Below are 23,046 nucleotides of genomic sequence, written 5' to 3'. Positions count from 1 at the left end.
CATCAGGCATATAGCGCCCGCCACGCTCGCCGCGATCGAGGAACGACTCGACCACGTGGCCGCCGCGCGGCGCCATCTCAACCTCGTGCATGCGGAACTGTTCGATGACCTGCGCAAGCAGCTCGCAAGCAGCCCGGACTATAGGGGCGACGTCATCGCCGTCCTCGACGAGATCCTGGTCCTCATCATCAACTTCGTGGCCAGTCGGGGCGGAGGCCAATCCAACCACTACAAGTATCTGTTCGACCCCGCGGCCAACGAGAACGCCATCCATGAGGACCTGTACAACTACCTCGTCGGAATCCTCGGCGACCGCGCGGAGTATGAGGTCTCGCACGTCGGCGGAGGCCGCGTCGACATCCGATTGAAGTTCGACAAGTTCGCCCTCCACATCGAGATGAAGGTCGACAGCACCCATCTCCCAATGGAGGACCGGACCGCGTACCTCAAGCAGGCCGCCACTTACCAGGGCAACGACATCCGCATAGGGTTTCTAGTCGCTCTCCGGCATAAGGCCTTCGATCCCACGGGGCCTCCGCCTCACATCAAGGCACTCATCACACACACTGCATTTCCGATCGACGGTGACCCGGTGCCTCGGCATATGCTGCTCGTCGCCATCCCAGGCAGCCGCACTATCCCGTCGCATTCGAGGTAGTCAAAAGGTTGTGGCTGCGACAGTCGCAGGAACGGCCTCGCGTCATTCTGGGCGGAAAGACGCGCACGCTCATCGGCAGATCCGCACGTCCTCAACTCGGCGTGAGAGTGCTGTCACGACCATCAGCACCACGTGACCGTCCCAGCCCCCGCTCGGAGGTCATCGGCTGAGGTTTCCGACAAGTTAGCGAGACCGCCGGCGTCTCATCAACATGTCGGTCCGCAGGTCACGCACCTGCTCCCCCGACAGATCGGCCGAGAACCTACAGGAACTTCACCACCACCGCCGGGACACAAGAACTCAATTCATGAGTTGAGCAGTTCATCGAGGGCGCCCCTGTTCCTGCAGGGGGGTCCTCACTTCGTTACTAGGGCTGGCGTAGCCAGAGCAGTTCGGATCTGGTGGAAGAACAGTCCGAGGTCGCTGCGCGTGAACTGGGGTTGGGTCATTCGACGCTGGCGGTTGGACAGCTCGATCAGTCGCACTAGGCGTCGGCCGGTCCAGTTGGAGGGGTTGATGGGGAGCCTCATGAGGCCGCGGCTGAGGTTTCCGATGTGCCGATCCCCCAGGTGGGGGAGCTCTGAGACCACTTGCCCAGCGAGTTTCTGCCATGGCAGCGGGATAGGGGCAAGGTGGTGTCGCTTTTTCGAGCTTCCTGCGCGTCTAGGTGAGTTAGAACTCTCTAGAGAAGTAGGTTTACCTGAACCACTACGTGGTAGGTGGCGGGCCACGATCTGAGCCATCCCGCGGGGCATGGTGAGGTGCCGTGTGGAGGCGATTCGACGCTGTCTGCCGCCGTGGTGGGCGTGGGCGGTTGCCCGTTCCCCAGCGGTCAGGTACCGGCCCTGCACGACGGTGACAGACATGCCGATCGCTTCGAGGACGTAGCGGGCATGGCGCACGGCGTCACGGCTCACTCCGAGCTTCCGGGCAACTGTCTCATGTGATGTGCGAACTCCTCGTCCCGTGCGGCCGTCAGCGGTCTTGGCGTCTGCTCGGGCAACCTTCATCACCAGGGGCCTGCTCGACTTGTGATGGTCGATGGCGGCCTTGCCCTTGGCGCTGTGAAGCTCGATCGAGACGCCCATCAACCAACGGACCCGGCCATTCCACACAGGGATGACCGCGACCTTGCCGATTGGGTCAGGAGCCCATGAACGGCCCAGCTGCTCCAATCCGGCGATCTGTGCCAAAGCTCGACGGGTGCGCATCACCAGTGGCACCGTCCAGCCGTGCTTCTTCGCGATCGTCGCGGTCGACCAGCGGCCCGTGCGTGCGAGGACGCCGGCGATCTGGATAACCGTCTCGACTTGGTCGGCCAGACCGACTCTGTTCAAGATCAACATTCCGGGGACGCTGGTGATGTGGCGGGTCACCCACTCCGGCGTGGGGGGCGTCTTGACGGGCGCTGCAGCCGCCGCGGGGGCCGGCGGCTGCAGCTGCCCTATCAGGTCTCCGAGGAGCGCGGTGAGGGTCATGGCCTGGCGAAGTTCGCGAACCGGGAGAACTGGCCTTGGAACGCCAACGTTGCGTTGCCCGTTTCTCCGTTGCGGTCCTTGGGGATGAACACGTCGGCTTCCCCAAGGCGCGAGGTCTGGGGGTCGTTGAGTTCCTCGCGGTGCAACAGCATCACGATGTCGGCGTCCTGCTCAAGTGAGCCAGATTCACGCAGGTCAGATAGTGCCGGCATCCGGTCAGCTCTGGTTTCAGCTGAACGGTTCAACTGGGACAACGCGAGGACGGGGATCCCCAACTCCTTGGCCAGCAGCTTGATCTGGCGCGAGAACTCCGAGACCTCCACCTGACGGGACTCGACCCGCCGGCCGGAGCTGAGCAGCTGCAGGTAGTCGAGCACGATCAGGCCCAGGCCCTGCCGCTTGAGCTGTCGAGCCTTCGACCGCAGTTCCAGCGGCGTGACACCCGGCCGATCCTCGAGCCACAACGGCGCATCTTGGATCGCCGCAGAGTGCTTCGTGATCGAATCCCACTGCCGATCGTTGAGCTGTCTGTTCTTGAATGCCTGCAGTGGCACCGTCGACTCGGCCGCCAACAACCGCTGCATCAGTTCCTGCCTCGACATCTCCAACGACACGAACAGCGTGGGGACGTTGTTGCGGATGGCGTTGTGGCGGGCGATGTCCATTGCGAAGGTGGACTTACCCACGCCTGGACGGGCAGCGACGATGATCATGTTTCCCGGCTGCATCCCCCCGATCAGTCGATCGACATCATGGAAGCCGGTCTTGAGACCCGGCTCTTGGTCTGATTCGAGCCAGTCGAACGTTTCGGCCAACAGGTCACCGGCCAGCGGGGTGGTTTCGCGGCGGCTGTTCTCGGTTGCGGCGTAGATCGCCTGCTGGGCCTCGTCAGCAACGTCAGCTGCTTCCCCGTGGGCATCGAAACCAAGCTGGGTGGCCTTCATACCAGCCGAAATGATCTTGCGACGCAGCGAATGGTCACGCACGATCTCGGCGTAGTGGGTGGCGTTGGTGGCGACGGGGCTCGCTGCGAGGATCTCGTGGAGATAGGGCGCCCCGCCGATTGTGGTGAGACTGCCTCGCTTTTCGAGGGCATCGGCCAACGCGATCGGGTCAGCGGGCCGGCCGCCGTGGACCAAGGAGATGATCGCAGAGAAGATCATCTCGTGCCGCGGCTCGTAGAAGTCCTCCCCCATCAAGATCTCGGTGACATCGTCGACGACAGAGGCGGCCATCATCATTCCCCCCAGGACCGCCTGTTCGGCGTCCTTGTCATGCGGAGGGGTCCGCAAGTGGAACTCGCGACCCGCCGGAGCATCCGGCGATATAGGGGGCGTATAGGGGGTAGAAGTGTTGCGGGGTGCCGACATGGGGAGGAGTCCTATCTGTCCTTGTCAAAGCGGGGTTGCTCATGCGACAGACGGGTCGGCGGTTCCCTACATCCCCTGAAAAAGGGTGCACTCAATCAGGCGTGCCACTAGACATGCCAGATATAGGGGGTAGAATCAGAGAAGAACTTGATGTTTCTCTTCGTTCACCCTGAGCGCCAACTCAAGGGGTGAACGTTTCTACCCAGGAAGCCGGCCCGTCAGGGCCGGTTTTCTTATGCCATAGGCCTCCTCGAAGCCGATTCGCTGCTCACGACGCCACCAAGCTGGGCTGGTTGGAGCGCTTCATCGCCTCTTCGTCGATGAGCTGCTTGATGTCTACGGGAACCTCAAGCCCAGCGCCGAGGGCGGCGTAGTAGGCGAGGGTGTCAGTCAGGCTCAAACCCAACTCGTCTGCGAGTGCTTCAAAGCGCATCTTGTCCTCTGGGACTAGACGCACCGTGGTGCGAGTGCGCAAGATGCCGCCACGGGGGGGACGGCCGGGGCCAGGTGCTCTGCGTGCTGACATGCTGACATCGTCGCGCACCAGCCGAACTCGCTCTGGGAGACACGCCGCAGTTTCGTAGGACACATACATAGACGATGTCGCCTCCCTTCCCTGTTGCTTCTCTCGCGAGTAAGCATTTCTTCGGGCGCTGATGTGACAGCTGTCGCGGATCATTTTCTGGGCCGCGATCAGCCACCACCGACCTTTCGGCCGATGGGCCGTCACATTGTGGTCCTTTCGGGGGCTTCCTATGTGTGAGGAGGTCTCAGTGAACACCATGCTCGACCCTGTAGCGGTGGCATACCGCCAGCACGGCACCACAACGCCCCAGAAATCCTTGACCGATGGGCTGTGCTGTCGATGTGGCATGTCACGCCGCCTAGTGCCTACACGCAGCGTCGTGTCAGCCAAGTTCACGGGATTCGATGAGTTCCAGACGGGCCAAGGGCTGTGCATCAGCTGCGCCTGGGCTTTCAGCACTGCTGCTCGACGCCTCACCTTGAACATCACCCCGAAGGGCTCCACCCTGCTCGACACCCCCTCCTTGTACGACCGCCTGTTGCGCCCCAGCCACTCCGCGGCCTTGGTGGTGCCGCTGAGCGGCCGCAAGCATGTGCTGCCCTACGCACGATGGGGAACCGTGCGCATCGACGACATCAACATCGTGTGGCGGGCCAGCGACGTGGGCCGGCTCAAGCTCGTCGCGGAGCTGCGTGAGCGTGGAGCTTCCGCCCCCACCCTCGCTGAGCCGGCACCTCCGTGGAAGTGGCTGTCCTCGCAACCACGCGAGCTGTGGGAAGCCACCCATCGTCAATGGCGCGAGTTGGATCCCTGGCGCTCGACCCCCCATCTGGATCTCGCCATCAAAGCGACCCACCACCTGAAAGGAAACCGCCTGTGAGCTACATCACCGCTTCGCTGCTCGTCGTCACCGACGACGCCGGCACCACACACCTCGTCGGTTCGTCGCCAGCGATCACCGGCTCCAAGCACACAGATCGAGATGTTCTGTGCGGAGCTGCGTTCGCGTCCGACAGCACTGCTGCGGTCCTCGATGTCGAGTGCGGCGACTGCCTCCTGGCGTCCCAGCCCTACTGGGATCTTCCCAGCTGGAGCGAGGCCCAACTGCCATGAGCGAGCCACGAAGCTTCCAAGATGACCTGGTTGCTTTGATGCGCAAGCACCGATTCCGCGGTGTCCCTCCACGCGCTGCAGCCACGATCAGAACCGCGGTGGCCGCTGACGATCAGCGGCAACTCAACGAATGGCTCCCCCGAGCCGCGGCACAGATGCTGAGGCACAAACGATGACGATCACCGACACACGACCGACCTGCAAGTGGTTGGCGGCGACCCAGAGCTTCATGCCGCCCCTCCAAGGGCCAGCTGGAACTGCCGAGCGGCTTTTGCTGATGCTGCACTACAGCATCGACTGGGACAACAGCTGGGTGGCCGGCTACCGCACGACGTACTGGGACAAGCTGCTCCCCGACCGAATCTTGGTCGCATCACAGCAAGCGTCCAACCTGCGCCAGTGGTGGACATCCCTAGCCGACGAACTCCAGGCATTCCCGATCACGCCCGAAGCCCGCAACGAACTCGCGCAGCTGCTCGACGATCCAGATGCGACAGCTGTCCTTCGCACTCTTCGCCAAGAAACCTTGGCCCTCGTCCTGCGAACCAGAATCGTCGCGGAAAGCCGGAAACAACGATGAACATCACCTGGACTGGAACCGCCACAGCGACATCGTCGGTCAGCCATGGAAGTGAGACCCGCGGCCTGATCACCATGCTCCGACGCGAGACCATCATCGGCCCCAACTACGAGCCAGTGACGATCCCGCTGATCTCCGGCAACGCCTTTCGCGGCCGGCTACGCCGAGTCGCAGAACAGCAGCTTTCAGAGATCCTGCAGTACCGCGGGCGCCTCACCCTCGCTGCAGCAGCAGCTCTCCGCAGTGGCGGATCGCTGGTCAAGACCAACGCAGCCCCGATCTCCGGATCCAGACTCGCCCGGTTGCGCGAACTCATCCCCCTGATCGGGATCTTCGGGACTGCCGGCGCCGGCCGAATCATCGACGGCTGCCTCCAGGTCGGCAAACTCGTCCCCTACGCCACGGAAACTGCTCACCTTCTCGGTCACGATGCACCCCTGTCCGTGCAAGACCTCACCCAGATCGAGACCTACAGCCGCGTCGACGACGCCCACCGCCATGACGCAGCCGCCACGGCCGACGACGCCGCCGGCAGCCAACTGCAGTACCGATTGGAAACCTTCCGCGCCGGGACCACCTTCGATGTCTGGCTCAACCTCACCTCCCCCACCGACCTCGAAGCGGCGTTCTTCGCCGCGGTGTTGGACCGGTACAGTCACACCGCCACCATCGCCGGCAGAAGCGCGATCGGCCACGGCCGGCTGAGGTTGGACGTGTCCTCCCCCACGCCCCCTCCCACCATCGACTGGCAGGCTGAGATCGCCGCCAACAGCGCCGAAGCCATCGAGGCGCTCAACCAGCTATGACCGACCGATTCCAGCCCCTCCGCGTCACGGCCATCCTGCGTCATGGGATCGCCCACGCCTCACCGTGGACGGTGGCACTCGATGGGCTCCTGGCCTCCCAGCTGTGGGCTCAGCACAAACAGTCCCAGCCGCCAGGACCAGCCGCACTCGACCAAGCCAACCCGCCCGACATGGACCTCCCCCTGGCCAAGTGCACCGCCGATCCCATCTGGTGGCATTGGGCAGCCACCTGCGGGTGGCCCAACCACCCCTCCCCGAACCCAGAGATCCGGTACTGGCAAACACGACTCGATCACCGTCACGCCGAGCACACCACCGCCGCACCCCTCCCCCAGATCGTCTCCGACAGCCAAGGGCGCTGGAAGGCCTACTGGATGCCTCTGCCCGTCACCGTGGCCCACAGTCTCACCTGGCACGCCGTGGGCGACGCTGAGGCTGTCCAGCGGCTTCTAGAGCCCATCACGGCGATCGGGAAGAAAAGATCCCAGGGCGAGGGACGAGTCAGTTCCTGGCTCGTCGAGCGCGACGACACCCTCGACGGCTTCACTGCGAGCCACCTCTCCCCCACCGGAGTGCTCGCTCGACCCACCCCCACCGCCTGCCTGGCCAATCACCCCGCCATCGTCGACGGCGGCGACGGCTACGCCGGCATCAGACCACCCCACATGCACTACTCGAGGAGGACCGATGTCAGACTCCCTGCCAGCTGCAGCTGATCCAGGTCTCGACCTGCGCCATCTAGCTGGCCTACGCCGCAGCCCACACAACATCACCGACCTGATCGACCGCGTAGCGGAGCACCTCGATGCCCACGACGGATACGTGGCGTTCTCAGGAGGGAAAGACTCCTTGGTCACCCTGGACCTCGCCCGACAGGCCGATCCGAATGTCCCAGTGTGCTTCTTCGATTCCGGCCTCGAATACCCCGAAACCCTGCGCTACATCGCAGACCTGGCCGACAGCTGGAACCTGAACATTGATGTCATCCCAGCTCCCCGTAACGCCTTGGAGATCTTCGTCGCGAACGGAACGTGGTCGCACCACCGCACCGTCTCAGCCAACCCGAGCCTGTTCAACAACATCATCACCATCCCCGCCTCCACCGCCCACGCCCGCTACGGGGCCGGCCAGCTCTGGGGACTGCGCAGACAAGAATCCAGTGCGCGTCGAGTGATGTTCGCGATGGCACTGCGACAAGACCCAGCAGGCGGAACGTATCGCCTCAAGGATGGGACGGTGACCTTCTCGCCGGTGTGGAACTTCACCGACACCGACATCTGGGGACACATCGCCCGCCGCCAGCTGCCAGTCAACCCCGTCTACGACAAGCTGATCAGCCTAGGAGCCCCTCCGGTGGCGATCAGAGTGGCCAGCCTCATCGACACCAAACAGTTGGAAAACGGCAGGCTCGTGTGGCTCAACCGAGGCTGGCCCAGCCTCTACCAGAGCATCGTCGACGCGCTCCCTCGAGCCGCAGAGTTCGCCTAGTCCTGCAGCAGCGAGTACAACGTGACGTCGGCGTCGCGAACCGTGTCGTTGAGACGGCGATGCTCTGCGACGGCGTCGATCAACTGGGTGGTCAACACAGGGGCAGACAGCCACGCCTTCGTTGTCTCCGGTGATCGCCGCGCGCGGTCCCTGGAATGACGCACAGCAGCCCACAAGGCGCTATCGAGATCAGTGGACTCGGTCAGCGTCTGGCGATGCGTAGCGATCGCCGCGGCGAACGTTCCGGCGATGGTGTGCGGAGCTGGCACGACCCGCCGTTGGGCAACATCCAGATCCCGGATCTTCGTCAACCGGTTCCAAGCGTCATCGCAGATGCGGCGAAACTTCCTCACCCGAGCAGACTCGTCGCCCTCGTCGGACTGGGCCTCGCACCGATCCAGCCACTCCTCCAAAGTGTCGAAGCATCGCTCTGCCAGGTCGTCATTGAACGCGAGGAGCGTCCAGAACTCCTCGAACGCAGCACGATCCTTGCCTGGCAACAAGTTGGAGCGCACAACGGCATCGAACGACTCGTCAGGCAGGAGACGAAGGACGGTGGCGGTGCAGGGGTCAGGGATGGGATACGGCTCGTGACGTTCCCATGGCGCCTCAATGGTCACTTGTTCATCCTCTGTTTCGTGCTCGCTGCTGCCTGATGCGATCAGCCTGAGCGTCCTTGCAGCCGCGGCAGCGGCAGCCGCGCCGGTAAAGCGATGGAGATCCCGGTCCCTCGTGGGTGGGCTCCTGATCATCGCGGCCGCGGCCACGGCGCTGAGCGGTGGTGGTTCCACCCCAGTAACCTTCGGCATCCCACGACACAGCCCACGCGAGACACTCGCTGCGGGCAGGGCAGGCGTTGCACAGAGCAGCCATACCTGCCGGCACAGTGTCGGTCTCAGCCGCGGGGATCCAGTCGAACTGGGTGTCGCCAGCGCAAGCGGCCCCTGAAAGCGAAGGCGCGTTGGAGGGAGAACCCTCCAACGCGACCTGGTTAACTGCAGTGATCTGAGAATACATCGAAACGCCCTTCTGCGTAGGTGGTGTTGGTCAGACACCTGTGTGGCAGCGGTAGATATCCGCTAACCCCAAGAGTAACCCTGACTCACACCGCCAGGCAAGCAAAAACGCCAAGCACCAGTGCCGGCCCGAGCGGAAGGTGAGACTTACGGGAACGGCCAGCCATCAGGAGCACAACAGCGAAGACCGCAGCCAACAACAACGAGAAAAGGACGCCGCGAATAGTCATCGCCCACCCGCCGGCGTAGCCGAGCACCAAACCCACTGCGAGGCTGAGCTTCACATCACCAAAGCCCAGCGAACCGAAGATCGCCCACAGCAGCAGCACCACAGACACCACTACTGCTGCCCCAACGGCCGACCACCATCTGCCCCACTCCCCCGTTGAAACGGCCGCTCCTGTGAGCAACACCAGAATCGTCCCAGCCAACGGCAGAGTCAGAACATCGAGGAGGAGGTGAGCATCTAGATCCGTCCAGACAGCTACCACTCCCCCAGCGACAAACAAGCACCCCGCCGCCAACAGCACGGGATCAACGACGCGCCAGGCCAAGGTGCCCATCGCTGCTGCGCTTGCCGCAGCTGCAGCCGCCACAAACCACCAACTCAGCGGGGAGCTTGGTTGTTCGAGGTAGCGCCGGCCGCGCAGCACAAAACCCAGCGCGCCCCCCGACAGCGCGCCAGCGGCCACCAACGCGGAAATCACTTCGTCTTGCGCTTAGGAGACGGCTCAGGCTGCTCCTCGATCCGCACAGCGTTGAAAGTGCCCTGCATCAGCCAGTCAGGCATGAAGAGCTGCTCCTCACCGTTGGGCAGGAGCTGCCGGCGTGGCTTCTTCGGCGCCGCGGTGGCTTTCTTCTTGGGAGTGTTGTCGGTCATGGGTTTATCCTTCCTGATGGATCTCTTGGAGGCGGATCACACGCCTGGTTCCGGTGGACCCGTCTGGGCCCTTCCATCGAGCGGTGTAGACCTTCTCGACGGTGAAACTCATGCCGCGAGGCAGGAGGTGTGCAGCATTTCTGCCGCCGTCTGAGTGACCGAGGTACATGCCTCGCCTGGTGCTGACCTCCACAACGTAGGTGTTTGCATCCTCCTGGCGGAGCTCGTGGAGGTTGTGGCTGCCGGCAGTCCAACGATCCAGATGGACCGCCGGGTACGTTTCGAGCTTGTTCACATCGAAGCCCGCCGGGATCTGCACATTGGCGTAAATGTGGTGCTGCCGATCGTTGCTCTCCTCGTACTGGCGGATGGCGCGGTCGATGCGTTGGACAGCCTGCTGCTTGCGTGTGCTGAGTTCGTCAGGGTCGCCTTGGGTCTGCGCTAGATGGTCCGTCAGTGCTTGCCAGCTCTCCGGTGACGCCATCGCTTCATTGAGCGAGCGGCGCTGCGCTTTCGTCCAACGGGTCTGAGCGGCCCGGCTCGTCTTCGAGCGTTCCTTCATCTGGCGACCCGAAATGGGTGCGCGGATCTCGTCGAACTCGGGAACCCGTGCCTTAGTGGCAGGATTCAGTGATCCTGAAGCGTCGCGAGGGATGATGCGCTCACGGTCCTTCTGCGCTCGGGTCAGGCGGTCGCTTGCCTCCGTCATGCGGTCCAGCTCTGCCAAGCCCTCGCGGTTCTCCTCCCGCGCCTCAAAATCTGCCAGGGATGTCGTTGCAGACATGCTCAGACCAGGACGAGAACCTGCACCTGCGTCCAACTCAAGGACAGCACTCTTGCGTCGAGCCATGGGTAACTCCTTTCCAGCTAGAGAACGCCACTTCGCGGGGCGGTTTGTGACAAGCGAACCTCCCCACGCACCAACCGCTATATAGGCCCCTATACAGCGCGCAACATAGAGCCCTATACATCGCCTATATTGCGGGGCACGATTGACCCTGCCGGTCGGCCGGACCGCTGTATAGGCCCTATATAGGCCCTATATGCCCCCTATATTTCGGGTTCGTGGTGAGATTCTGGGTCGCGACCGGTGTGTTGCGCTACATCTTGTAGCGCGATCACCGGAGGATGGAACAGGATGCTGGGCAAACGCCCGGCTCGCAGAAAATGAGCTGTCACATTCGGTGCTCAGCTGCGGCTTTGTCTAGCCGGAAAGGGATCGAACGATGGACCTATCACGAGTGGTTGCACTCGCCAATGGCAAGGGCGGTGTCGGCAAGACCAGCCTGACCGCCAACCTTGCCGGGGAGTTCGCGCGCGAAGGATCGCGTGTTCTGGTCGTCGACCTTGACATCTCGGGCAACCTGAAACTGGATCTTGGGTTGGTCGACCACGCTGGCGATGACGCCGGCAAAGGGATTGTTGACGCGATCGTCGATGAAGAACCACTGCACATCATCAAGGACGTTCGGCCGGGGATCGACTGGGTGCCGGGAGGTCCGCGTCTCAACTGGCTCCTCCCCATGACGTATGGAGCTGGCCCCGGCATCCCGGCAGGGTCAGTGGGGGAGGGCTGGCGCAAAGCGTTGGGCACCGCCATCGCCGCCGGCGACTACGACATGGTCCTGGTCGACACGCCACCTGGGAATCGGGAACTGCAGCAGATGGCGCTCACAGCCGCCCGATGGATCCTGGTCCCAATGAAGAGCGATCCAGCGTCCTGGGAAGGTCTCCAGGTGCTGGGCCCTCTGGTTGCACATGCACGCCGAGACAACCCTGAGCTGCAATGGCTCGGGATGGTCCTGTTCGGCCACCAGAGCACTGCCACCCGCGTCCGTCAGAACGTCCTCGAGAATCTCGCCGGCGACGAGCACGATTCCATCGCGTTGTTCGAGACCTCGATCAGGGCCTCGGAGAAGACAGCCCAGGAGTGCCGCCTCCAAGGCCTGCTCGTGCGAGAGCTGGTTGATCGCGCCAGTGCCGATCCCAGCGAACGATTCAAGGCTCTGCGGGCACGACGCTCCGACCCCACCATCAGCGTGCCCGAGTCGCTGCCGAAGTCATCTACCTCGATGGCGGGGGACTATGCCGAACTGGCGGCCGAAGTTGCGTCGCGCATCCTCAAAGCCGAGGAAGCTCAGTTATGAGCGGGTACACGTATCCCGCTCGAGCCAGGCTCTCCCGCCCCGAAGACGTGGAGGATCTCGGTGCGCTTCCAGACTTCCTCAAGGCCCGACCTGCAGAGAAGCGGCCGGAAGCGGTCTCGACTCCTGCCGAAGCCAACCCTGTCCGTGGGCTGGCACGGAAGAAGAAGACCCCTCCTGCAGCTGTCGAGGAGACAGCCTCGGATCCTATTCCAGCTGCCCCTGGACCAGTCGTGGAAGAGAATCGGCGGGAGAGGGCCAGGAGGAAGGACGAACGTGACCTACACCGTCCGTCCTCGGCCAATCTCCCGGTGGCCCTGGTCGCAGCGATCGCCAAGCGCCGAGAACGCACCGGGATGTCAGCTGGCGACATGATCGTGGCTGCGATCGAGCAGCACATGGATCAACTGCCCTCCCTGTTCGGCACGGGGGAGGAGCAGGAAGCGCAGCACGCTTCGGGTTTCTCTGCACGACCCAAGAAGTCCCCAGTCGTGGACGAGATCACCAAGCTCTTCCCCTTCCGCCTGACCCAGCCAGATTTCGACTATCTCGATCAACTCGTAGACAAGTTCGGGGCACGCGATCGCACTCACCTCATCCGAGAAGCCCTGACCCAATACATCAAGGACTGAACCATGAAGAAGACCCCAGCAGACACGAAGGCCGAGGTGCCGCAGGACGTTGCGCTGACCCACGTCAAGCCGCGCCGGCGCCCGTGGTTGTGGGGGCTGTCGGCGCTGCTCATCGCCCTGGGAGCTCTCCTCGCCGGAACGGTGGTCAACATGGTCAAGGACACCGTGCCTGTGGTCGTGGCTGCCCGCGATGTGCCCCGCGGAGCGCAGTTGACGGCCGAGGATCTGACCACTGTGGATGTCCACCCAGACCCTGCTCTGCGCACCGTCCCCGGCGCCGACATGGCCGGACTCGTGGGGGAGACGGTGAGGGTGGATCTCCCCCAAGGCGCCCTGGTCGTTCCGGGCTCCACTGGGGAAGAGATCGCCCCCGTCGAAGGACAAGCCCTCGTGGGCGTTGCACTGACGCCACCGCAGATGCCCGCCGGGGGCCTCAAACCGGGCCAAATCGTCCAACTGATCTCCACGCCACGGCAAGGCGACGACGTCACCACAGACTCCCCGGTCATTGATGTTGAGGCTGTCATCGTCACCACTGAGGTGGTCGTCGACACGAACCTCACTGTGGTCAATGTCACCGTCGATGCCGCCCAAGCCCCGCTCGTGGCCACCCTCTCAGCCACCGGCCGCCTGGCGCTGATCGTGAAGGGAATCTGATCTGATGGCCATCATCTCCTTGTGCTCGGCCTCCGGATCGCCGGGGGTCTCGACGACGACGATTGGGCTCGCTCTCGCGTGGCCGCGGCCCTGCGTGCTCCTTGAAGCCGATCCCACTGGATCCTCAGCCATGCTCACCGGCTATATGCGCCAATACGCGCCGAACGGCGTGGTATCGGTCTTCGACCTGGCCGTCCGCTACCGCCAGACCGGTTCGGTGCCTCCTTTGATGGACGCCGCCACTGTGGTTCCCAACACCGACATTAGATTGCTCTCCGGCCCCCGGTCACCAGCGCACGCGGCAGTGATCAATGACGCTTGGCAGGCTCTCGTAGCGGAGCTGCGAAAGCTCGATGGGGCAGGCATTGACGTGATCGTCGATCTCGGCCGACTGGGCATGACGGCTAGCCCCTCTGCGGTTCTCAACAGCTCCGATCTCGCCATCCTAGTGACCCGCAGCACCCTGCCAGCTCTCGTGCCGGCCCGCTACTGGGCAGACCAGCTCAGCGAAACCGTCGGTGCTGACTCGGGGCGGGCGGGGCTGCTGCTCGTGGGTCCTGGCCACCCCTATTCAGCTGAGGATGTCTCCAAGCAACTCAAGTTGCCTGTGATCACCACGTTGCCCGACGATCCGACCACGGCTGATGTGTTCCATCTCGGCGCGAAGCCTGGCCGACGGTTCGACAGAAGCCCTCTGTACCGGTCGCTCCCACCATCTGCAGCAGCCATTCAGGCCCAACTCGAAGCCTCGCGCCGACTTCTGAGAGGAGACAACGCATGACTCAGCCCATCCCCTTGGAGGACTTCGAGTTCTTTCGTGACGACTGGAACCGTCTCGACCGCGCTACCGGCCCTCTCCCCGCCGCAGTGCCGGGGGAGGAGAACCTCACCCCGCTGGCCCGAGTAACTGTTCACGAGCTTCCCCCGACCTGGACGCAAGCACCCAAACGAGGAGCGAAGAGGCCTCAGCACACCTTTGGGCCGCCTCCGGCCTACGTCGATGAGGTGTGGGACCAGTCGGACCTGGACTGGTCACAGATCAAAGCCCTGCGAGTGGCCGCGACCAACGCGATTGCCGAACAGCGCACCCCGAACTTCACGGAGGAAGAGGAACACGCGCTAGGCCGTCGTGTGATCGCGGACTTGGTCGACCGTCTGATCGCTGACGAGATGAGCAGAGGGCAGCAGGCCGACGACGTGAAAGCCGGAAAGATCCGCCGCGCCGTGTTCGATGCGCTGTTCGGCCTGGGCCGGCTGCAGCCCCTAGTCGATTCCAAGTGGATCGAGAACATCGAAATGCACGGCTGCGACGTGGTTCACGTCGAACTCAAAGACGGCACGATGTGCGATGGCCCAGCCGTGGCTGACAGCGATGAAGAACTGATCGCTGATCTGCAGTTCTGGGCCTCGCGGTCACGAGAGCACCCTCGACCGTTCAGCCCCGCAACGCCCGAAATGAACCTGCCCCTGGGCGAGTCAGCTCGTCTGGCAGCCTTCGCATGGGTCACCTTGAGGCCCATGGTGACGATCCGCCTCCACGGCATGGTCGATGTCGATTTTGATGACCTCATCGCGAAGGAAACCCTCACTCCACTGGCAGCCAACTTCCTGACCGCCGTCGTGCGAGCTGGCGAAACTATCGTGGTGTCGGGAGCCCAAGGCGCAGGCAAGACCACCTTGTGTCGTGCACTGTGCGCGGCTCTTCCCCCCAGCGAACGCATCATCACGTTCGAGACCGACCGTGAGCTGCACCTCGAGCAGATGCCCAACAAGCATCCCCGCGTGTTTGGAATCGAGGCGCGGCAGGGTCAAGGCGAGTTCCGACCCGATGGCCGCGAGGCGGGCCGGTTCGAGCTGTCTGAGGCGCTGATCGGCTCACTGCGCCACAACGCAGACCGCCTGCTGGTGGGCGAGGTGCGCGGCGGCGAAATCATGGCGATGATCCAGGCGATGCAGGGTGGTCGCGGGTCGATCTCGACCACGCACGCCCGTTCGGCTCGGGACACCTACAACAAGCTGGTGACATGCTGCCTTGAGGTGCCGGGAGTCTCGGAGGTCTACGCCACTAGGACCATCGCGTCCGCGATCAACTACGTGGCGTTCATCAAGAAGGTGAACGTTGCAGCAAAGGGTGAACGGGTCAAGCGGGTGCGCCGGGTGACTGAGATCATCGCGATCGAACTGACCGCCGATGGCGTCTCGTTCAGTGACATCTTCAAAGACGACGGCACCGGCGTGGCCCGTGCCCACACAGTGCCGCCCTACGTCGAGGATCTGGTTGAAGCCGGCTTCGACTATGACGGGTTCGTGCGAGAACGGGAGCTGTCATGAATCCGGCCGTGATCGCCGTCGTTGCTGCGGCCCTAGTCGGGGTCGGCATCGTCGTGGCGGTACTCGGTTTCATGCCAGTGGCTGAGTCGACATCGAAGCCCCAGCGCACCAACGGACATGCACAGAAGATCAGCCGCGCCACACGGATCAAGCTCGGAATCGGAGCCCTTCTCGGGTTGGCCGCCGGGTTGGTCACCGGATGGGTGATCCTGATCCTGCTGGTTCCAGCTGCGATCGTAGGTTTGCCGTACCTCTTGGGCGCTGGAAGTGACCTGTCCGGAATTAAGAAGCTCGATGCACTCGAAGAGTGGACCCGCTCACTGTCGGGTGTCCTGGGCGCCGGCGTGAGCTTGGAGCAGGCGATCGCCACCTCACAGGCTTCGGCCCCGGCCGCCATCCAAACAGAGGTCAACGCCCTGGTAGCGCGGCTGCGGTCACGGATGAGTAGTGAAGAGGCCCTACGGCGGTTTGCCGATGATCTGGGCGACACCACAGCTGACAAGATCGTGTGCGCCCTGATTCTGGGCGCACGCCGTCGCAACATTGGCCTGACCCAGATCCTCGAGGATCTAGCAGAATCGGTAGCAGAGGATGTCTCGTCACGCCGCATGGTGCAGGCCGAGCGCACACGCCAGACCACCACGGTGAGATACGTCACCCTGATCACAGTGGTCGTGTTTGGAGGCTTCCTGTTGTTTGGCGGCTCCTACGTGGCGCCCTACGGCACCACCGTTGGCCAGCCCATCCTGGCTGTCCTCCTGGCTGCCTACGTGGGTGTTCTGGTGTGGCTGCGAAGGATGAACCGGGCTGAACCCCTGCCCCGTCTGTTGGAGAGGGTGGCATCGTGACAGAAATGCAGCTGGCGCTCGTCGCTGGAATCCTGATCGCAACTGGGCCGGTTCTTCTGATCATGCGATACGCCCCTCGGCACCCCGCACTAGGCGCCTACCTCGATGCGTCGAGCGGCAGCGCTGGAATCATGACCGCCACCGCGGGGGAGGGAACGGGAGTTCCCACGTCGCTGGACGATCGGATCGGCTACTGGCTGCAGCGACGCTTGGGCAACAGGTTCCAGGTTCCAGAAGTGGAGTTGGAGATCCTGCGCATCCCACCCCATCGCTTCTTGGCCCAGAAGGTCACCTTCGCGGCTGTCGGATTGGCATTGCCGTCGGTGATGTCGGCGCTGCTGTACGTGCTCGGGGTGCCGATGCCCATCGCGATTCCTGTGATCGGGAGCATCCTGCTCGCCGTGGTGTTGAGCTTCATCCCCGACTACAACGTGCGTGACAACGCGAAGAAGGCTCGGGCCGAGTTCACCTATGTGTTGGGCTCGTACATGGATCTCGTCGCGATGGAACGGCGGGCTGGCACCTCACCGCGGCAGGCGCTGGAAGATGCCGCAGAGGTCGCTGACTCGTGGGTGTTCAGGCGCCTAGCTGAGGAGCTGACTCACTCACGGCTGTCTGGCATCCCCCCGTGGGAGCGGCTGGGGCAGCTGGGGGAGCGCTACATGGTCAACGAACTGACCGAGCTTGCTCACATCATGAGGATCGCTGGCAACGAGAACGCTGGGGTCTACGAGACCCTGAAACAGCGTTCAAAGGCCATGCGGAAGGCGCATTTGGCGCGGGAGCTGTCTGCAGCCAATGAAACATCGACCAAGCGCAGCGCGCCGGTGGCGGTGCTGGGCCTGGTGTTCCTGGCGTTACTGGTCGTTCCGGCGCTGCTGTCCATGATCACGATGATGTGACGGCGTTACAGGGACGCTACGCCTCGTAGTTTCTGGCCTGATGACAAGGCAGAATGCCATTTATCGTCAGAAACCTGTCACGTTCAGGTCTCGAGACTGGCTTTCCTCAAAGTGAGGAAGTCAGACAACTAGGAAGGAACCGCTGTCCAATGAACGCACTCCACTGGCTGATCGGCATTTTTGTCGCAGCCCCCGCCCTGCTGCGGGAGAAGAAGGAACGCGGCGACATCACGCTGCAGCAGGTGATCTGGGCTGCCGGCATCGCCGTGGCTGCAGTCGCCGTCATCGCCGCGATCGTGGCCATCATCAACGGCTACGTCGCCAAGATCCCCCAGTAGAACCAAGTTTCGTGGCTCTACGACGTTCAGCGCGTGATCGGCAGCGCGGGTCAGTCACCATCGAGATGGTGATCTTGTTCCCCGTGCTGCTGATCATGCTGTTCGCCGCAGTCCAGGCCGGGTTGTATTTCCACGCCCGCAACGTGGCAATGTCCGCAGCCCAAGAGGGCGCCAGGGTCTCAGCCAGCTACGAATCATCGACAGGGAAGGGCGCGGCGGCTGCCGAAGCGTTCGCTGCAGAAGCAGGAGCCCAAGGCATATCGGTGTCAGTGTCGTCGACCGGTACAACGACCACAGCGATCGTCAGCGTCGAATCCCCGAACCTTCTCCCGTTCCTGATCCCTCAGATGCCGATCCACCAGAGCGCAACCATGCCTCTTGAAAGGATCTCCTGATGCGCAGCGCCGAGCGGGGATCAGCCACACTCGAACTCGTCATCGTCATCCCAGCCACGCTGTTGCTGATCAGCCTGGTCATCATGGGCGGCCGCCTCGCCTTGGCACATCAAGCCATTCAGGCAGTGGCCTACGACGCCGCACGAGCTGCGTCAGTGGCTCGCAACGCAGGCGAGGCCACCAGCACAGCCAACCATGTCGCCGCGTTCTCGCTGGCGTCCAACGGACTGTCGTGCCTGAGCACCAGCACCAACGTCAACACAGCCGGTTTCGCCGCCGCCGTCGGCCAGAACGCGACGGTGACCGCCGATGTGTCCTGCACCGTTCGCCTGGGCGACCTTTCCCTGCCCGGTGTTCCCGGATCGGTCACCTTGACCGCAGAAGCCACCAGCCCCATCGACACCTACCGGGAACGATGATGCGCCGCAACGAACGAGGATCAGTCACTTTGTGGGCCGTGATCATCACGACCGCAGTGCTGATGATCGTGGGCCTGGTCGTCGACGGCGGCTCCCAGCTCCGCGCCACGCAACGAGCTGACCAGGTCGCTCGCGAAGCTGCCCGCGCTGCAGGCCAAGCGATCTCCGGCGACCCGATCTTGGGCCGTCCCGGTCTGGTTGATGTCTCCCGCGGCCGCCAAGCTGCAGCCGCTTATCTCAGCGCCGCCGGCGTAGCTGGAGATGTCCACGTCGAAGGCACCACCATCACCGTCGACACCCGGGTGAGCTGGAGCCCCGTGATTCTGTCCGCCATCGGCGTGGGCAGCGTCACCGTCACCGGCAGCGCACAAGCCGAAACGAAGCAGGTCTACCAAGGAGCGCCACGATGAACTTCACCCGCCGAATCTTGGGCGTGCTCGCTCTGCTCTTCGTCGCAGTTCTTCTCGCCGGCGTCCCCGTGGTGCTGTGGTGGCTCACCGGGCCACTCCTTCCCGACGCCATCCCCACCGGCAGCCAGATCCTCGACGCTCTCACCTCACGCGACGACGGAACACTCATCGCGGTCGTCCTCCTCGTCGTCGCGTGGTTAGCGTGGCTCTACTTGGCAATCGCCCTCCTCGTGGAGATCTGGGCCGCGATCCGTCGAGTGCCGGCACCGCGGATGCCTGGCTTCTCCCTCCCCCAAGGTGCTGCCCGAAAACTCGTCGGAGCCGCCATGCTTGCCTTCATCGCCGGCCCCGCCCTGGCAGGCACTGCGAACGCCGACACCACCACTGTCTCCCCGCCAGCACAAACCGTCAGCGCCACCACCATTTCCACCACCCCGGCCGCAGAGGACACCAGCAGCTCCCGTGACACCACGATGCAGGCGCCCACACGGGAGCGCGCAACCACAACCCACGTCGTGGGCCCCCAGGATTCGCTCTACAGCCTCGCCGCCACCTACCTGGACGATGGTGATCGGTACATGGAGATCTTCGAGGCCAACAGGGGAGTGGTGCAGGCCAACGGGTCAAAGCTGACCGATCCCGATCTGATCGTCAGCGGCACCGAACTGACCATCACCCTCGACACCCCCGCAGCCGCCCCCCAGGCAGCTGCCGCCAAGCGCGCCACCATCGACCACACCGTCGAACCCGGAGACACCCTCTACGAGCTGGCCGAGGACCATCTCGATGATGGTGATCGGTACATGGAGATCTTCGAGGCCAACAGGGGAGTGGTGCAGGCCAACGGGTCAAAGCTGACCGATCCCGATCTGATCATCAGCGGCACCGAACTGACCATCACCCTCGACACCCCCGCAGCCGCGCCGGCCGCTGCAACCCCCACCACGGACCAGCCCAAGCCATCTCAGGTGGAAACAGCAGAAGAGCCCCAGGAGCCAGAAACAGCCGCCCCCAGCAAACAGCAGCCGGCTGCCACCCAAGCGCCCCCCACCCCAGAACCCGCCCCCACGCCGCAGCCAGCCCGCGCAGAGATCGGCAGCTCCCAGTCGTCGGCGTCGCAGCCGATCATCCACGACACCGTCTCCGAGGACGACTCCGACGACATCGGGGTGCGTGCCCCCATCGGCGTTGGAGCGCTGGCTGCCAGCGGCGTCGTCGGGCTGATCGCGTCGCGGCGCTTCTACCAGCGCCGGCAGCGGGCCCGCGGCGCGCAACTCGCGATGCCCACCGGTGCGGCCGCCGTCGTCGAACGAGAACTCCGCGCCGTCGCTAACCCGCTGGCCATCGAAGAAGTCGACCTCGCCCTGCGAGGCTTGGCCAAACACTGCCGCGACACCAACACACCACTGCCCGAGATTCGCGTCGCTCGCCTGACCGGAACCACCTTCGAGATCTACACCACCGAGGCAGAAACCCTGCCAGCACCGTGGATCGGAACAGCCTCTGGGATGCTGTGGTCCTATCACGCCGACGACACCGATCAACTCGACCGCGACGCCCTATCCGAAATCCCCGCACCTTTCCCCGCCCTGGTCTGCCTGGGACAGGATCTCGAAGACGCGCATGTGCTGGCCGACCTCGAAACCGTCGGGTCGATCAACATCGATGCCGACAAGAACGATGCCGAGGAGATCCTCGCCGCCATGGCCATCGAACTGGCCACGTCGAGCTGGGCCGACGACCTGACCGTCACCGTGGTGGGGGCGTTCCCCGAAATGGAAGACGTACTCCAGACCGGGCGCATCCGCTATCTTCCCACCGTGGGCCGGCTCTTTGACGAGCTGCAACGACGTGCAGACAACGACCGCCTGGCGCTGCAGCTTGACGACGCCCCTGATCTCCACCACGCTCGCGTCAGTGCGGTGGCACCCTCCACCTGGTTCCCCGAAGTCATCATGCTCACCCAGCCGTTGACCGACACCCAGCAGAACCAGCTGGAGCGGCTCCTGACCGAACTGCCCCGAGTCGCGATCGCATCGGTTGCAATCGACAGCTCGCCCGCAGACTGGACGATCAACACCACAAGCGGCGACAACGTCATCCTCGAACCGCTCGGACTGACCATCATCCCCCAGCGGATCTCGACCGAGGGATACCGCCGCGTTCTCGAGGTGGTCGACGTCGCCAACCACGGGCAGCCGATCTACAACGAAACCCACCCCGACATCATCGACACCCTGGTCGACGACGCCACCGACTGGCTCAACGCCCACACCGGGCGCGAGGATGACCTCCCTGATGAGGGGGAGCCCGTCGCCATCGCAGTCGACGTGGAAGATGTTGAGGCCCTGCAATCCGCGCAGCTGGCTGAAGTTGATGCTTCTGTTGAGGAGCCCGAGGATCTGGACGTGTCGGAGTCGGTTGAGGAAGCCGAGCAGGGTGAGGAGCCCGAGAAGCTGTCCGCAACCTTCGGACCCACAGAGGGTGTGCCGTACCTGCGTGTTCTGGGCACGGTCGAGCTGGAAGGCGCTGGCGGTGTGGTGGAGCCCAATCGTGCAGCCCGTCTGACTGAGTACCTGGCCTATCTGGCGTTGACCGAAGACACGGTCACGGCCCGATCCATTGATGATGCGATCTGGCCGAACCGGAAGAAGGAGAACAACGCCACGACCAGGGACCCGGCCACGTCACGGCTACGCAAGTGGCTGGGCACCGACGAGGATGGTCAGCTGCGGCTCGACGTGAACACGTTTGAGCTGACCGGCATCGACTGCGACTGGTATCAGTTCGAGGCCGCTACCCGAGGCCCTCTGACGGGGGTCTCGACGGAGCAGCTCGCCGCCGCAGTGCGGTTGGTGAGGGGCACTCCGTTCAAGAGCGCTGCGGTGAGGAACCGCTACTACTCCTGGGCCGAGCCGATCCAGCAGGCGATGATCTCGCGGATTGTTGATGTCTGCTACGAGCTGGCGCTGAGGCAGCTGGTCGACGAAGAATGGCTCGCCTGTGAGGCCACCCTCGCCACTGGTATCGACATCGAACCAGGCGACGAGCAGCTCTGGCGAATGAGGATCCTGGCTGCCTACGCTCGCCACAACCGGGAGGCAGTGGAGGAAGCCACCAGTCGGCTGTTCGCGCAGCTCGAAGGCTTCGACTGCCCGCCCGAACCCGAAACCACTGACTTCCTTCGCCATCTGGACGAAGGTGCAACCGTGACCGACCTGATGGAGATGATCTAGATGAACACCCGCCTCACGATCGCCGTGGCGACGCTGACCATCGGCGCGCTCCTGGCCGGCTGCACACCCGAAACCGAACCAACCTCGAGCCCCACTCCGACGCCGACAACCAGCAGCGCTGCGCCGATGCCCACGCCGACGCCCACGCCGACGCCGACGACGGTGTCCCCGTCCCCGACGCCCACGGCAGTCGAGTCGTTCCCGGATGATGTGACTGGGGATTCTCCTGCTCAGGCTGAGGTGCGCGCCGGCTGGCAGGCCTATATCAACGTCACGGACAAGTTCGCTCGGGATCCGGAGCTGAACGACCTGACCGAGATCCAGTACGTCACCACGGGACAGCTCGCCACCGACGCGGTCGCTTCGATCATGCGGCTCCGTGAGAACAACCTGATGCGGAAGGGAGATCTGGTCCTTCGTGATGCTGAGATCTCTGAACCGGAGGCCAACACTGATGGTGTCATGACATCGGCCGTCAACTACTGCTTCGACCCGGCCCATCTGCAGACCGTCGACATCGATACCGGCGAGCAAGGTGGAGAGAACGCCCTCCAGCCGGATCAGACGATGAAGGTCACGGTGCTGATGGAGCAGCTGCCTGATGGATCGTGGCGGGCAGCGCTGTCTGAGACAGAGTTGGCCCCGTGCTGAGGCGCCTGCTCGTCGTCGCCTCCCTGATCATCCTTCTCGGGGTGGTGTGGGCACCGACCGCATCCGCCTGCCCTACCCAGAAGTGTGATGATCAGGGTAACTGCTGGATTGAGGAATGCAGCCCCGGTGGGGGAGGCTCCGGTGGCGGCGGGGGAGGCTCCACCAGCC

Annotated in this window: 28 protein-coding genes; 20 read left to right on the top strand and 8 right to left on the bottom strand. The window is 63.7% G+C overall.

The window, feature by feature from the left end; all coding sequences use genetic code 11:
* Positions 1 to 658, top strand: a 658-nt coding sequence (locus tag ABEA30_RS15850) for a hypothetical protein (protein WP_345584594.1), incomplete at its 5' end; no start/stop codon positions are given.
* 356 nt (positions 659 to 1,014) lie between these two features.
* Here the strand turns inward: ABEA30_RS15850 and ABEA30_RS15845 are convergent.
* The 3 genes from ABEA30_RS15845 to ABEA30_RS15835 form a co-directional block, all read right to left on the bottom strand.
* Positions 1,015 to 2,004 carry a hypothetical protein gene (locus tag ABEA30_RS15845; protein ID WP_345584592.1) on the bottom strand — a complete coding sequence of 330 codons (990 nt, stop codon included), beginning with the start codon at positions 2,002 to 2,004 and terminating at the stop codon, positions 1,015 to 1,017.
* Between the two features lie 128 nt (positions 2,005 to 2,132).
* Positions 2,133 to 3,506: a replicative DNA helicase gene (gene dnaB / locus ABEA30_RS15840; RefSeq protein ID WP_345584590.1), complete on the bottom strand. Its 1,374-nt coding sequence runs from the start codon at positions 3,504 to 3,506 to the stop codon at positions 2,133 to 2,135.
* A 268-nt stretch (positions 3,507 to 3,774) separates the two neighbouring features.
* A complete protein-coding gene (locus tag ABEA30_RS15835; RefSeq protein WP_345584588.1) occupies positions 3,775 to 3,939 on the bottom strand; it encodes a hypothetical protein in 165 nt (54 codons plus the stop codon).
* A gap of 472 nt (positions 3,940 to 4,411) precedes the next feature.
* On the opposite strand from ABEA30_RS15835, the gene ABEA30_RS15830 reads away from it, so the two are divergent.
* The 6 genes from ABEA30_RS15830 to ABEA30_RS15805 all read left to right on the top strand — a co-directional run bounded on the left by ABEA30_RS15830 (position 4,412) and on the right by ABEA30_RS15805 (position 8,019).
* On the top strand, positions 4,412 to 4,912 hold the full coding sequence (locus ABEA30_RS15830) for a hypothetical protein (RefSeq protein WP_345584586.1): 501 nt from the start codon (positions 4,412 to 4,414) through the stop codon (positions 4,910 to 4,912).
* A complete protein-coding gene (locus ABEA30_RS15825; RefSeq protein WP_345584584.1) occupies positions 4,909 to 5,145 on the top strand; it encodes a hypothetical protein in 237 nt (78 codons plus the stop codon). Before ABEA30_RS15830 ends, ABEA30_RS15825 begins: the two co-directional genes overlap by 4 nt.
* A gap of 172 nt (positions 5,146 to 5,317) precedes the next feature.
* Positions 5,318 to 5,725 carry a hypothetical protein gene (locus ABEA30_RS15820; protein WP_345584582.1) on the top strand — a complete coding sequence of 136 codons (408 nt, stop codon included), beginning with the start codon at positions 5,318 to 5,320 and terminating at the stop codon, positions 5,723 to 5,725.
* A 116-nt stretch (positions 5,726 to 5,841) separates the two neighbouring features.
* Positions 5,842 to 6,531: a hypothetical protein gene (locus ABEA30_RS15815; RefSeq protein WP_345584580.1), complete on the top strand. Its 690-nt coding sequence runs from the start codon at positions 5,842 to 5,844 to the stop codon at positions 6,529 to 6,531.
* On the top strand, positions 6,528 to 7,247 hold the full coding sequence (locus ABEA30_RS15810; protein WP_345584578.1) for a hypothetical protein: 720 nt from the start codon (positions 6,528 to 6,530) through the stop codon (positions 7,245 to 7,247). Before ABEA30_RS15815 ends, ABEA30_RS15810 begins: the two co-directional genes overlap by 4 nt.
* Positions 7,219 to 8,019, top strand: a complete 801-nt coding sequence (locus ABEA30_RS15805; RefSeq protein WP_345584576.1) for a phosphoadenosine phosphosulfate reductase family protein — start codon at positions 7,219 to 7,221, stop codon at positions 8,017 to 8,019. The genes ABEA30_RS15810 and ABEA30_RS15805 overlap by 29 nt, the downstream gene beginning before the upstream one ends.
* Here the strand turns inward: ABEA30_RS15805 and ABEA30_RS15800 are convergent.
* From ABEA30_RS15800 to ABEA30_RS15785, 5 genes are all read right to left on the bottom strand, one after another.
* Positions 8,016 to 8,639, bottom strand: a complete 624-nt coding sequence (locus tag ABEA30_RS15800) for a hypothetical protein (RefSeq protein WP_345584574.1) — start codon at positions 8,637 to 8,639, stop codon at positions 8,016 to 8,018. The genes ABEA30_RS15805 and ABEA30_RS15800 overlap by 4 nt on opposite strands.
* Positions 8,640 to 8,643: 4 nt before the next feature.
* Positions 8,644 to 9,036, bottom strand: a complete 393-nt coding sequence (locus ABEA30_RS16010; protein ID WP_386084605.1) for a WhiB family transcriptional regulator — start codon at positions 9,034 to 9,036, stop codon at positions 8,644 to 8,646.
* Positions 9,037 to 9,121: 85 nt separating this feature from the next.
* Positions 9,122 to 9,742: a prepilin peptidase gene (locus tag ABEA30_RS15795; protein WP_345584572.1), complete on the bottom strand. Its 621-nt coding sequence runs from the start codon at positions 9,740 to 9,742 to the stop codon at positions 9,122 to 9,124.
* On the bottom strand, positions 9,739 to 9,915 hold the full coding sequence (locus tag ABEA30_RS15790) for a hypothetical protein (RefSeq protein ID WP_345584570.1): 177 nt from the start codon (positions 9,913 to 9,915) through the stop codon (positions 9,739 to 9,741). The genes ABEA30_RS15795 and ABEA30_RS15790 overlap by 4 nt, the downstream gene beginning before the upstream one ends.
* Before the next feature lie 4 nt (positions 9,916 to 9,919).
* The gene (locus ABEA30_RS15785; protein WP_345584568.1) at positions 9,920 to 10,765 is read right to left on the bottom strand and encodes a hypothetical protein; all 846 of its coding nucleotides are present in this window, start codon (positions 10,763 to 10,765) and stop codon (positions 9,920 to 9,922) included.
* A gap of 376 nt (positions 10,766 to 11,141) precedes the next feature.
* Between ABEA30_RS15785 and ABEA30_RS15780 the strand changes: the two genes are divergently transcribed.
* The 13 genes from ABEA30_RS15780 to ABEA30_RS15720 all read left to right on the top strand — a co-directional run bounded on the left by ABEA30_RS15780 (position 11,142) and on the right by ABEA30_RS15720 (position 22,878).
* Positions 11,142 to 12,062, top strand: a complete 921-nt coding sequence (locus tag ABEA30_RS15780) for a ParA family protein (protein ID WP_345584566.1) — start codon at positions 11,142 to 11,144, stop codon at positions 12,060 to 12,062.
* Positions 12,063 to 12,370: 308 nt separating this feature from the next.
* Complete coding sequence (locus tag ABEA30_RS15775) at positions 12,371 to 12,691, top strand: hypothetical protein (RefSeq protein ID WP_345584564.1); 321 nt, start codon at positions 12,371 to 12,373, stop codon at positions 12,689 to 12,691.
* Positions 12,692 to 12,694: 3 nt separating this feature from the next.
* Positions 12,695 to 13,348 carry an SAF domain-containing protein gene (locus tag ABEA30_RS15770; protein ID WP_345584562.1) on the top strand — a complete coding sequence of 218 codons (654 nt, stop codon included), beginning with the start codon at positions 12,695 to 12,697 and terminating at the stop codon, positions 13,346 to 13,348.
* 130 nt (positions 13,349 to 13,478) lie between these two features.
* Positions 13,479 to 14,129: a hypothetical protein gene (locus ABEA30_RS15765; RefSeq protein WP_345584560.1), complete on the top strand. Its 651-nt coding sequence runs from the start codon at positions 13,479 to 13,481 to the stop codon at positions 14,127 to 14,129.
* Positions 14,126 to 15,679: a CpaF family protein gene (locus ABEA30_RS15760; RefSeq protein ID WP_345584558.1), complete on the top strand. Its 1,554-nt coding sequence runs from the start codon at positions 14,126 to 14,128 to the stop codon at positions 15,677 to 15,679. Before ABEA30_RS15765 ends, ABEA30_RS15760 begins: the two co-directional genes overlap by 4 nt.
* 8 nt (positions 15,680 to 15,687) lie before the next feature.
* Positions 15,688 to 16,527: a type II secretion system F family protein gene (locus ABEA30_RS15755; RefSeq protein WP_345584556.1), complete on the top strand. Its 840-nt coding sequence runs from the start codon at positions 15,688 to 15,690 to the stop codon at positions 16,525 to 16,527.
* Positions 16,528 to 16,532: 5 nt separating this feature from the next.
* A complete protein-coding gene (locus ABEA30_RS15750; protein ID WP_345584596.1) occupies positions 16,533 to 17,429 on the top strand; it encodes a type II secretion system F family protein in 897 nt (298 codons plus the stop codon).
* Between the two features lie 149 nt (positions 17,430 to 17,578).
* Positions 17,579 to 17,767 (top strand): hypothetical protein, encoded by a 189-nt coding sequence (locus ABEA30_RS15745; protein WP_345584554.1) that lies wholly within the window; start codon positions 17,579 to 17,581, stop codon positions 17,765 to 17,767.
* 11 nt (positions 17,768 to 17,778) lie between these two features.
* Positions 17,779 to 18,162 carry a TadE/TadG family type IV pilus assembly protein gene (locus ABEA30_RS15740; RefSeq protein ID WP_345584552.1) on the top strand — a complete coding sequence of 128 codons (384 nt, stop codon included), beginning with the start codon at positions 17,779 to 17,781 and terminating at the stop codon, positions 18,160 to 18,162.
* Positions 18,162 to 18,581, top strand: coding sequence for a TadE/TadG family type IV pilus assembly protein (locus tag ABEA30_RS15735; protein ID WP_345584550.1), 420 nt, complete (start codon positions 18,162 to 18,164; stop codon positions 18,579 to 18,581). The genes ABEA30_RS15740 and ABEA30_RS15735 overlap by 1 nt, the downstream gene beginning before the upstream one ends.
* Complete coding sequence (locus ABEA30_RS15730) at positions 18,578 to 18,991, top strand: TadE family protein (protein WP_345584548.1); 414 nt, start codon at positions 18,578 to 18,580, stop codon at positions 18,989 to 18,991. The genes ABEA30_RS15735 and ABEA30_RS15730 overlap by 4 nt, the downstream gene beginning before the upstream one ends.
* A complete protein-coding gene (locus tag ABEA30_RS15725; protein ID WP_345584546.1) occupies positions 18,988 to 22,227 on the top strand; it encodes a LysM peptidoglycan-binding domain-containing protein in 3,240 nt (1,079 codons plus the stop codon). The genes ABEA30_RS15730 and ABEA30_RS15725 overlap by 4 nt, the downstream gene beginning before the upstream one ends.
* On the top strand, positions 22,228 to 22,878 hold the full coding sequence (locus ABEA30_RS15720; protein ID WP_345584544.1) for a hypothetical protein: 651 nt from the start codon (positions 22,228 to 22,230) through the stop codon (positions 22,876 to 22,878). It abuts the gene before it with no gap.
* Positions 22,879 to 23,046: the final 168 nt, after the last annotated feature.

It is taken from the genome of Tessaracoccus lubricantis (assembly GCF_039544535.1).
Taxonomy (GTDB): domain Bacteria; phylum Actinomycetota; class Actinomycetes; order Propionibacteriales; family Propionibacteriaceae; genus Arachnia; species Arachnia lubricantis.
Note: the sequence above shows the minus strand (reverse complement) of the source record. Positions and strands in the feature narration are given on the sequence as shown.

Bases quoted from the DNA above. Each gene is read 5' to 3' on its own strand.
- ABEA30_RS15845 (WP_345584592.1), bottom strand. From the start codon at position 2,004: ATGTTGATCTTGAACAGAGTCGGTCTGGCCGACCAAGTCGAGACGGTT.
- dnaB (WP_345584590.1), bottom strand. From the start codon at position 3,506: ATGTCGGCACCCCGCAACACTTCTACCCCCTATACGCCCCCTATATCG.
- ABEA30_RS15835 (WP_345584588.1), bottom strand. From the start codon at position 3,939: ATGCGCTTTGAAGCACTCGCAGACGAGTTGGGTTTGAGCCTGACTGAC.
- ABEA30_RS15820 (WP_345584582.1), top strand. From the start codon at position 5,318: ATGACGATCACCGACACACGACCGACCTGCAAGTGGTTGGCGGCGACC.
- ABEA30_RS15810 (WP_345584578.1), top strand. From the start codon at position 6,528: ATGACCGACCGATTCCAGCCCCTCCGCGTCACGGCCATCCTGCGTCAT.
- ABEA30_RS15805 (WP_345584576.1), top strand. From the start codon at position 7,219: ATGTCAGACTCCCTGCCAGCTGCAGCTGATCCAGGTCTCGACCTGCGC.
- ABEA30_RS16010 (WP_386084605.1), bottom strand. From the start codon at position 9,036: ATGTATTCTCAGATCACTGCAGTTAACCAGGTCGCGTTGGAGGGTTCT.
- ABEA30_RS15790 (WP_345584570.1), bottom strand. From the start codon at position 9,915: ATGACCGACAACACTCCCAAGAAGAAAGCCACCGCGGCGCCGAAGAAG.
- ABEA30_RS15785 (WP_345584568.1), bottom strand. From the start codon at position 10,765: ATGGCTCGACGCAAGAGTGCTGTCCTTGAGTTGGACGCAGGTGCAGGT.
- ABEA30_RS15780 (WP_345584566.1), top strand. From the start codon at position 11,142: ATGGACCTATCACGAGTGGTTGCACTCGCCAATGGCAAGGGCGGTGTC.
- ABEA30_RS15770 (WP_345584562.1), top strand. From the start codon at position 12,695: ATGAAGAAGACCCCAGCAGACACGAAGGCCGAGGTGCCGCAGGACGTT.
- ABEA30_RS15765 (WP_345584560.1), top strand. From the start codon at position 13,479: ATGCTCACCGGCTATATGCGCCAATACGCGCCGAACGGCGTGGTATCG.
- ABEA30_RS15760 (WP_345584558.1), top strand. From the start codon at position 14,126: ATGACTCAGCCCATCCCCTTGGAGGACTTCGAGTTCTTTCGTGACGAC.
- ABEA30_RS15750 (WP_345584596.1), top strand. From the start codon at position 16,533: ATGCAGCTGGCGCTCGTCGCTGGAATCCTGATCGCAACTGGGCCGGTT.
- ABEA30_RS15745 (WP_345584554.1), top strand. From the start codon at position 17,579: ATGAACGCACTCCACTGGCTGATCGGCATTTTTGTCGCAGCCCCCGCC.
- ABEA30_RS15735 (WP_345584550.1), top strand. From the start codon at position 18,162: ATGCGCAGCGCCGAGCGGGGATCAGCCACACTCGAACTCGTCATCGTC.
- ABEA30_RS15730 (WP_345584548.1), top strand. From the start codon at position 18,578: ATGATGCGCCGCAACGAACGAGGATCAGTCACTTTGTGGGCCGTGATC.
- ABEA30_RS15725 (WP_345584546.1), top strand. From the start codon at position 18,988: ATGAACTTCACCCGCCGAATCTTGGGCGTGCTCGCTCTGCTCTTCGTC.
- ABEA30_RS15720 (WP_345584544.1), top strand. From the start codon at position 22,228: ATGAACACCCGCCTCACGATCGCCGTGGCGACGCTGACCATCGGCGCG.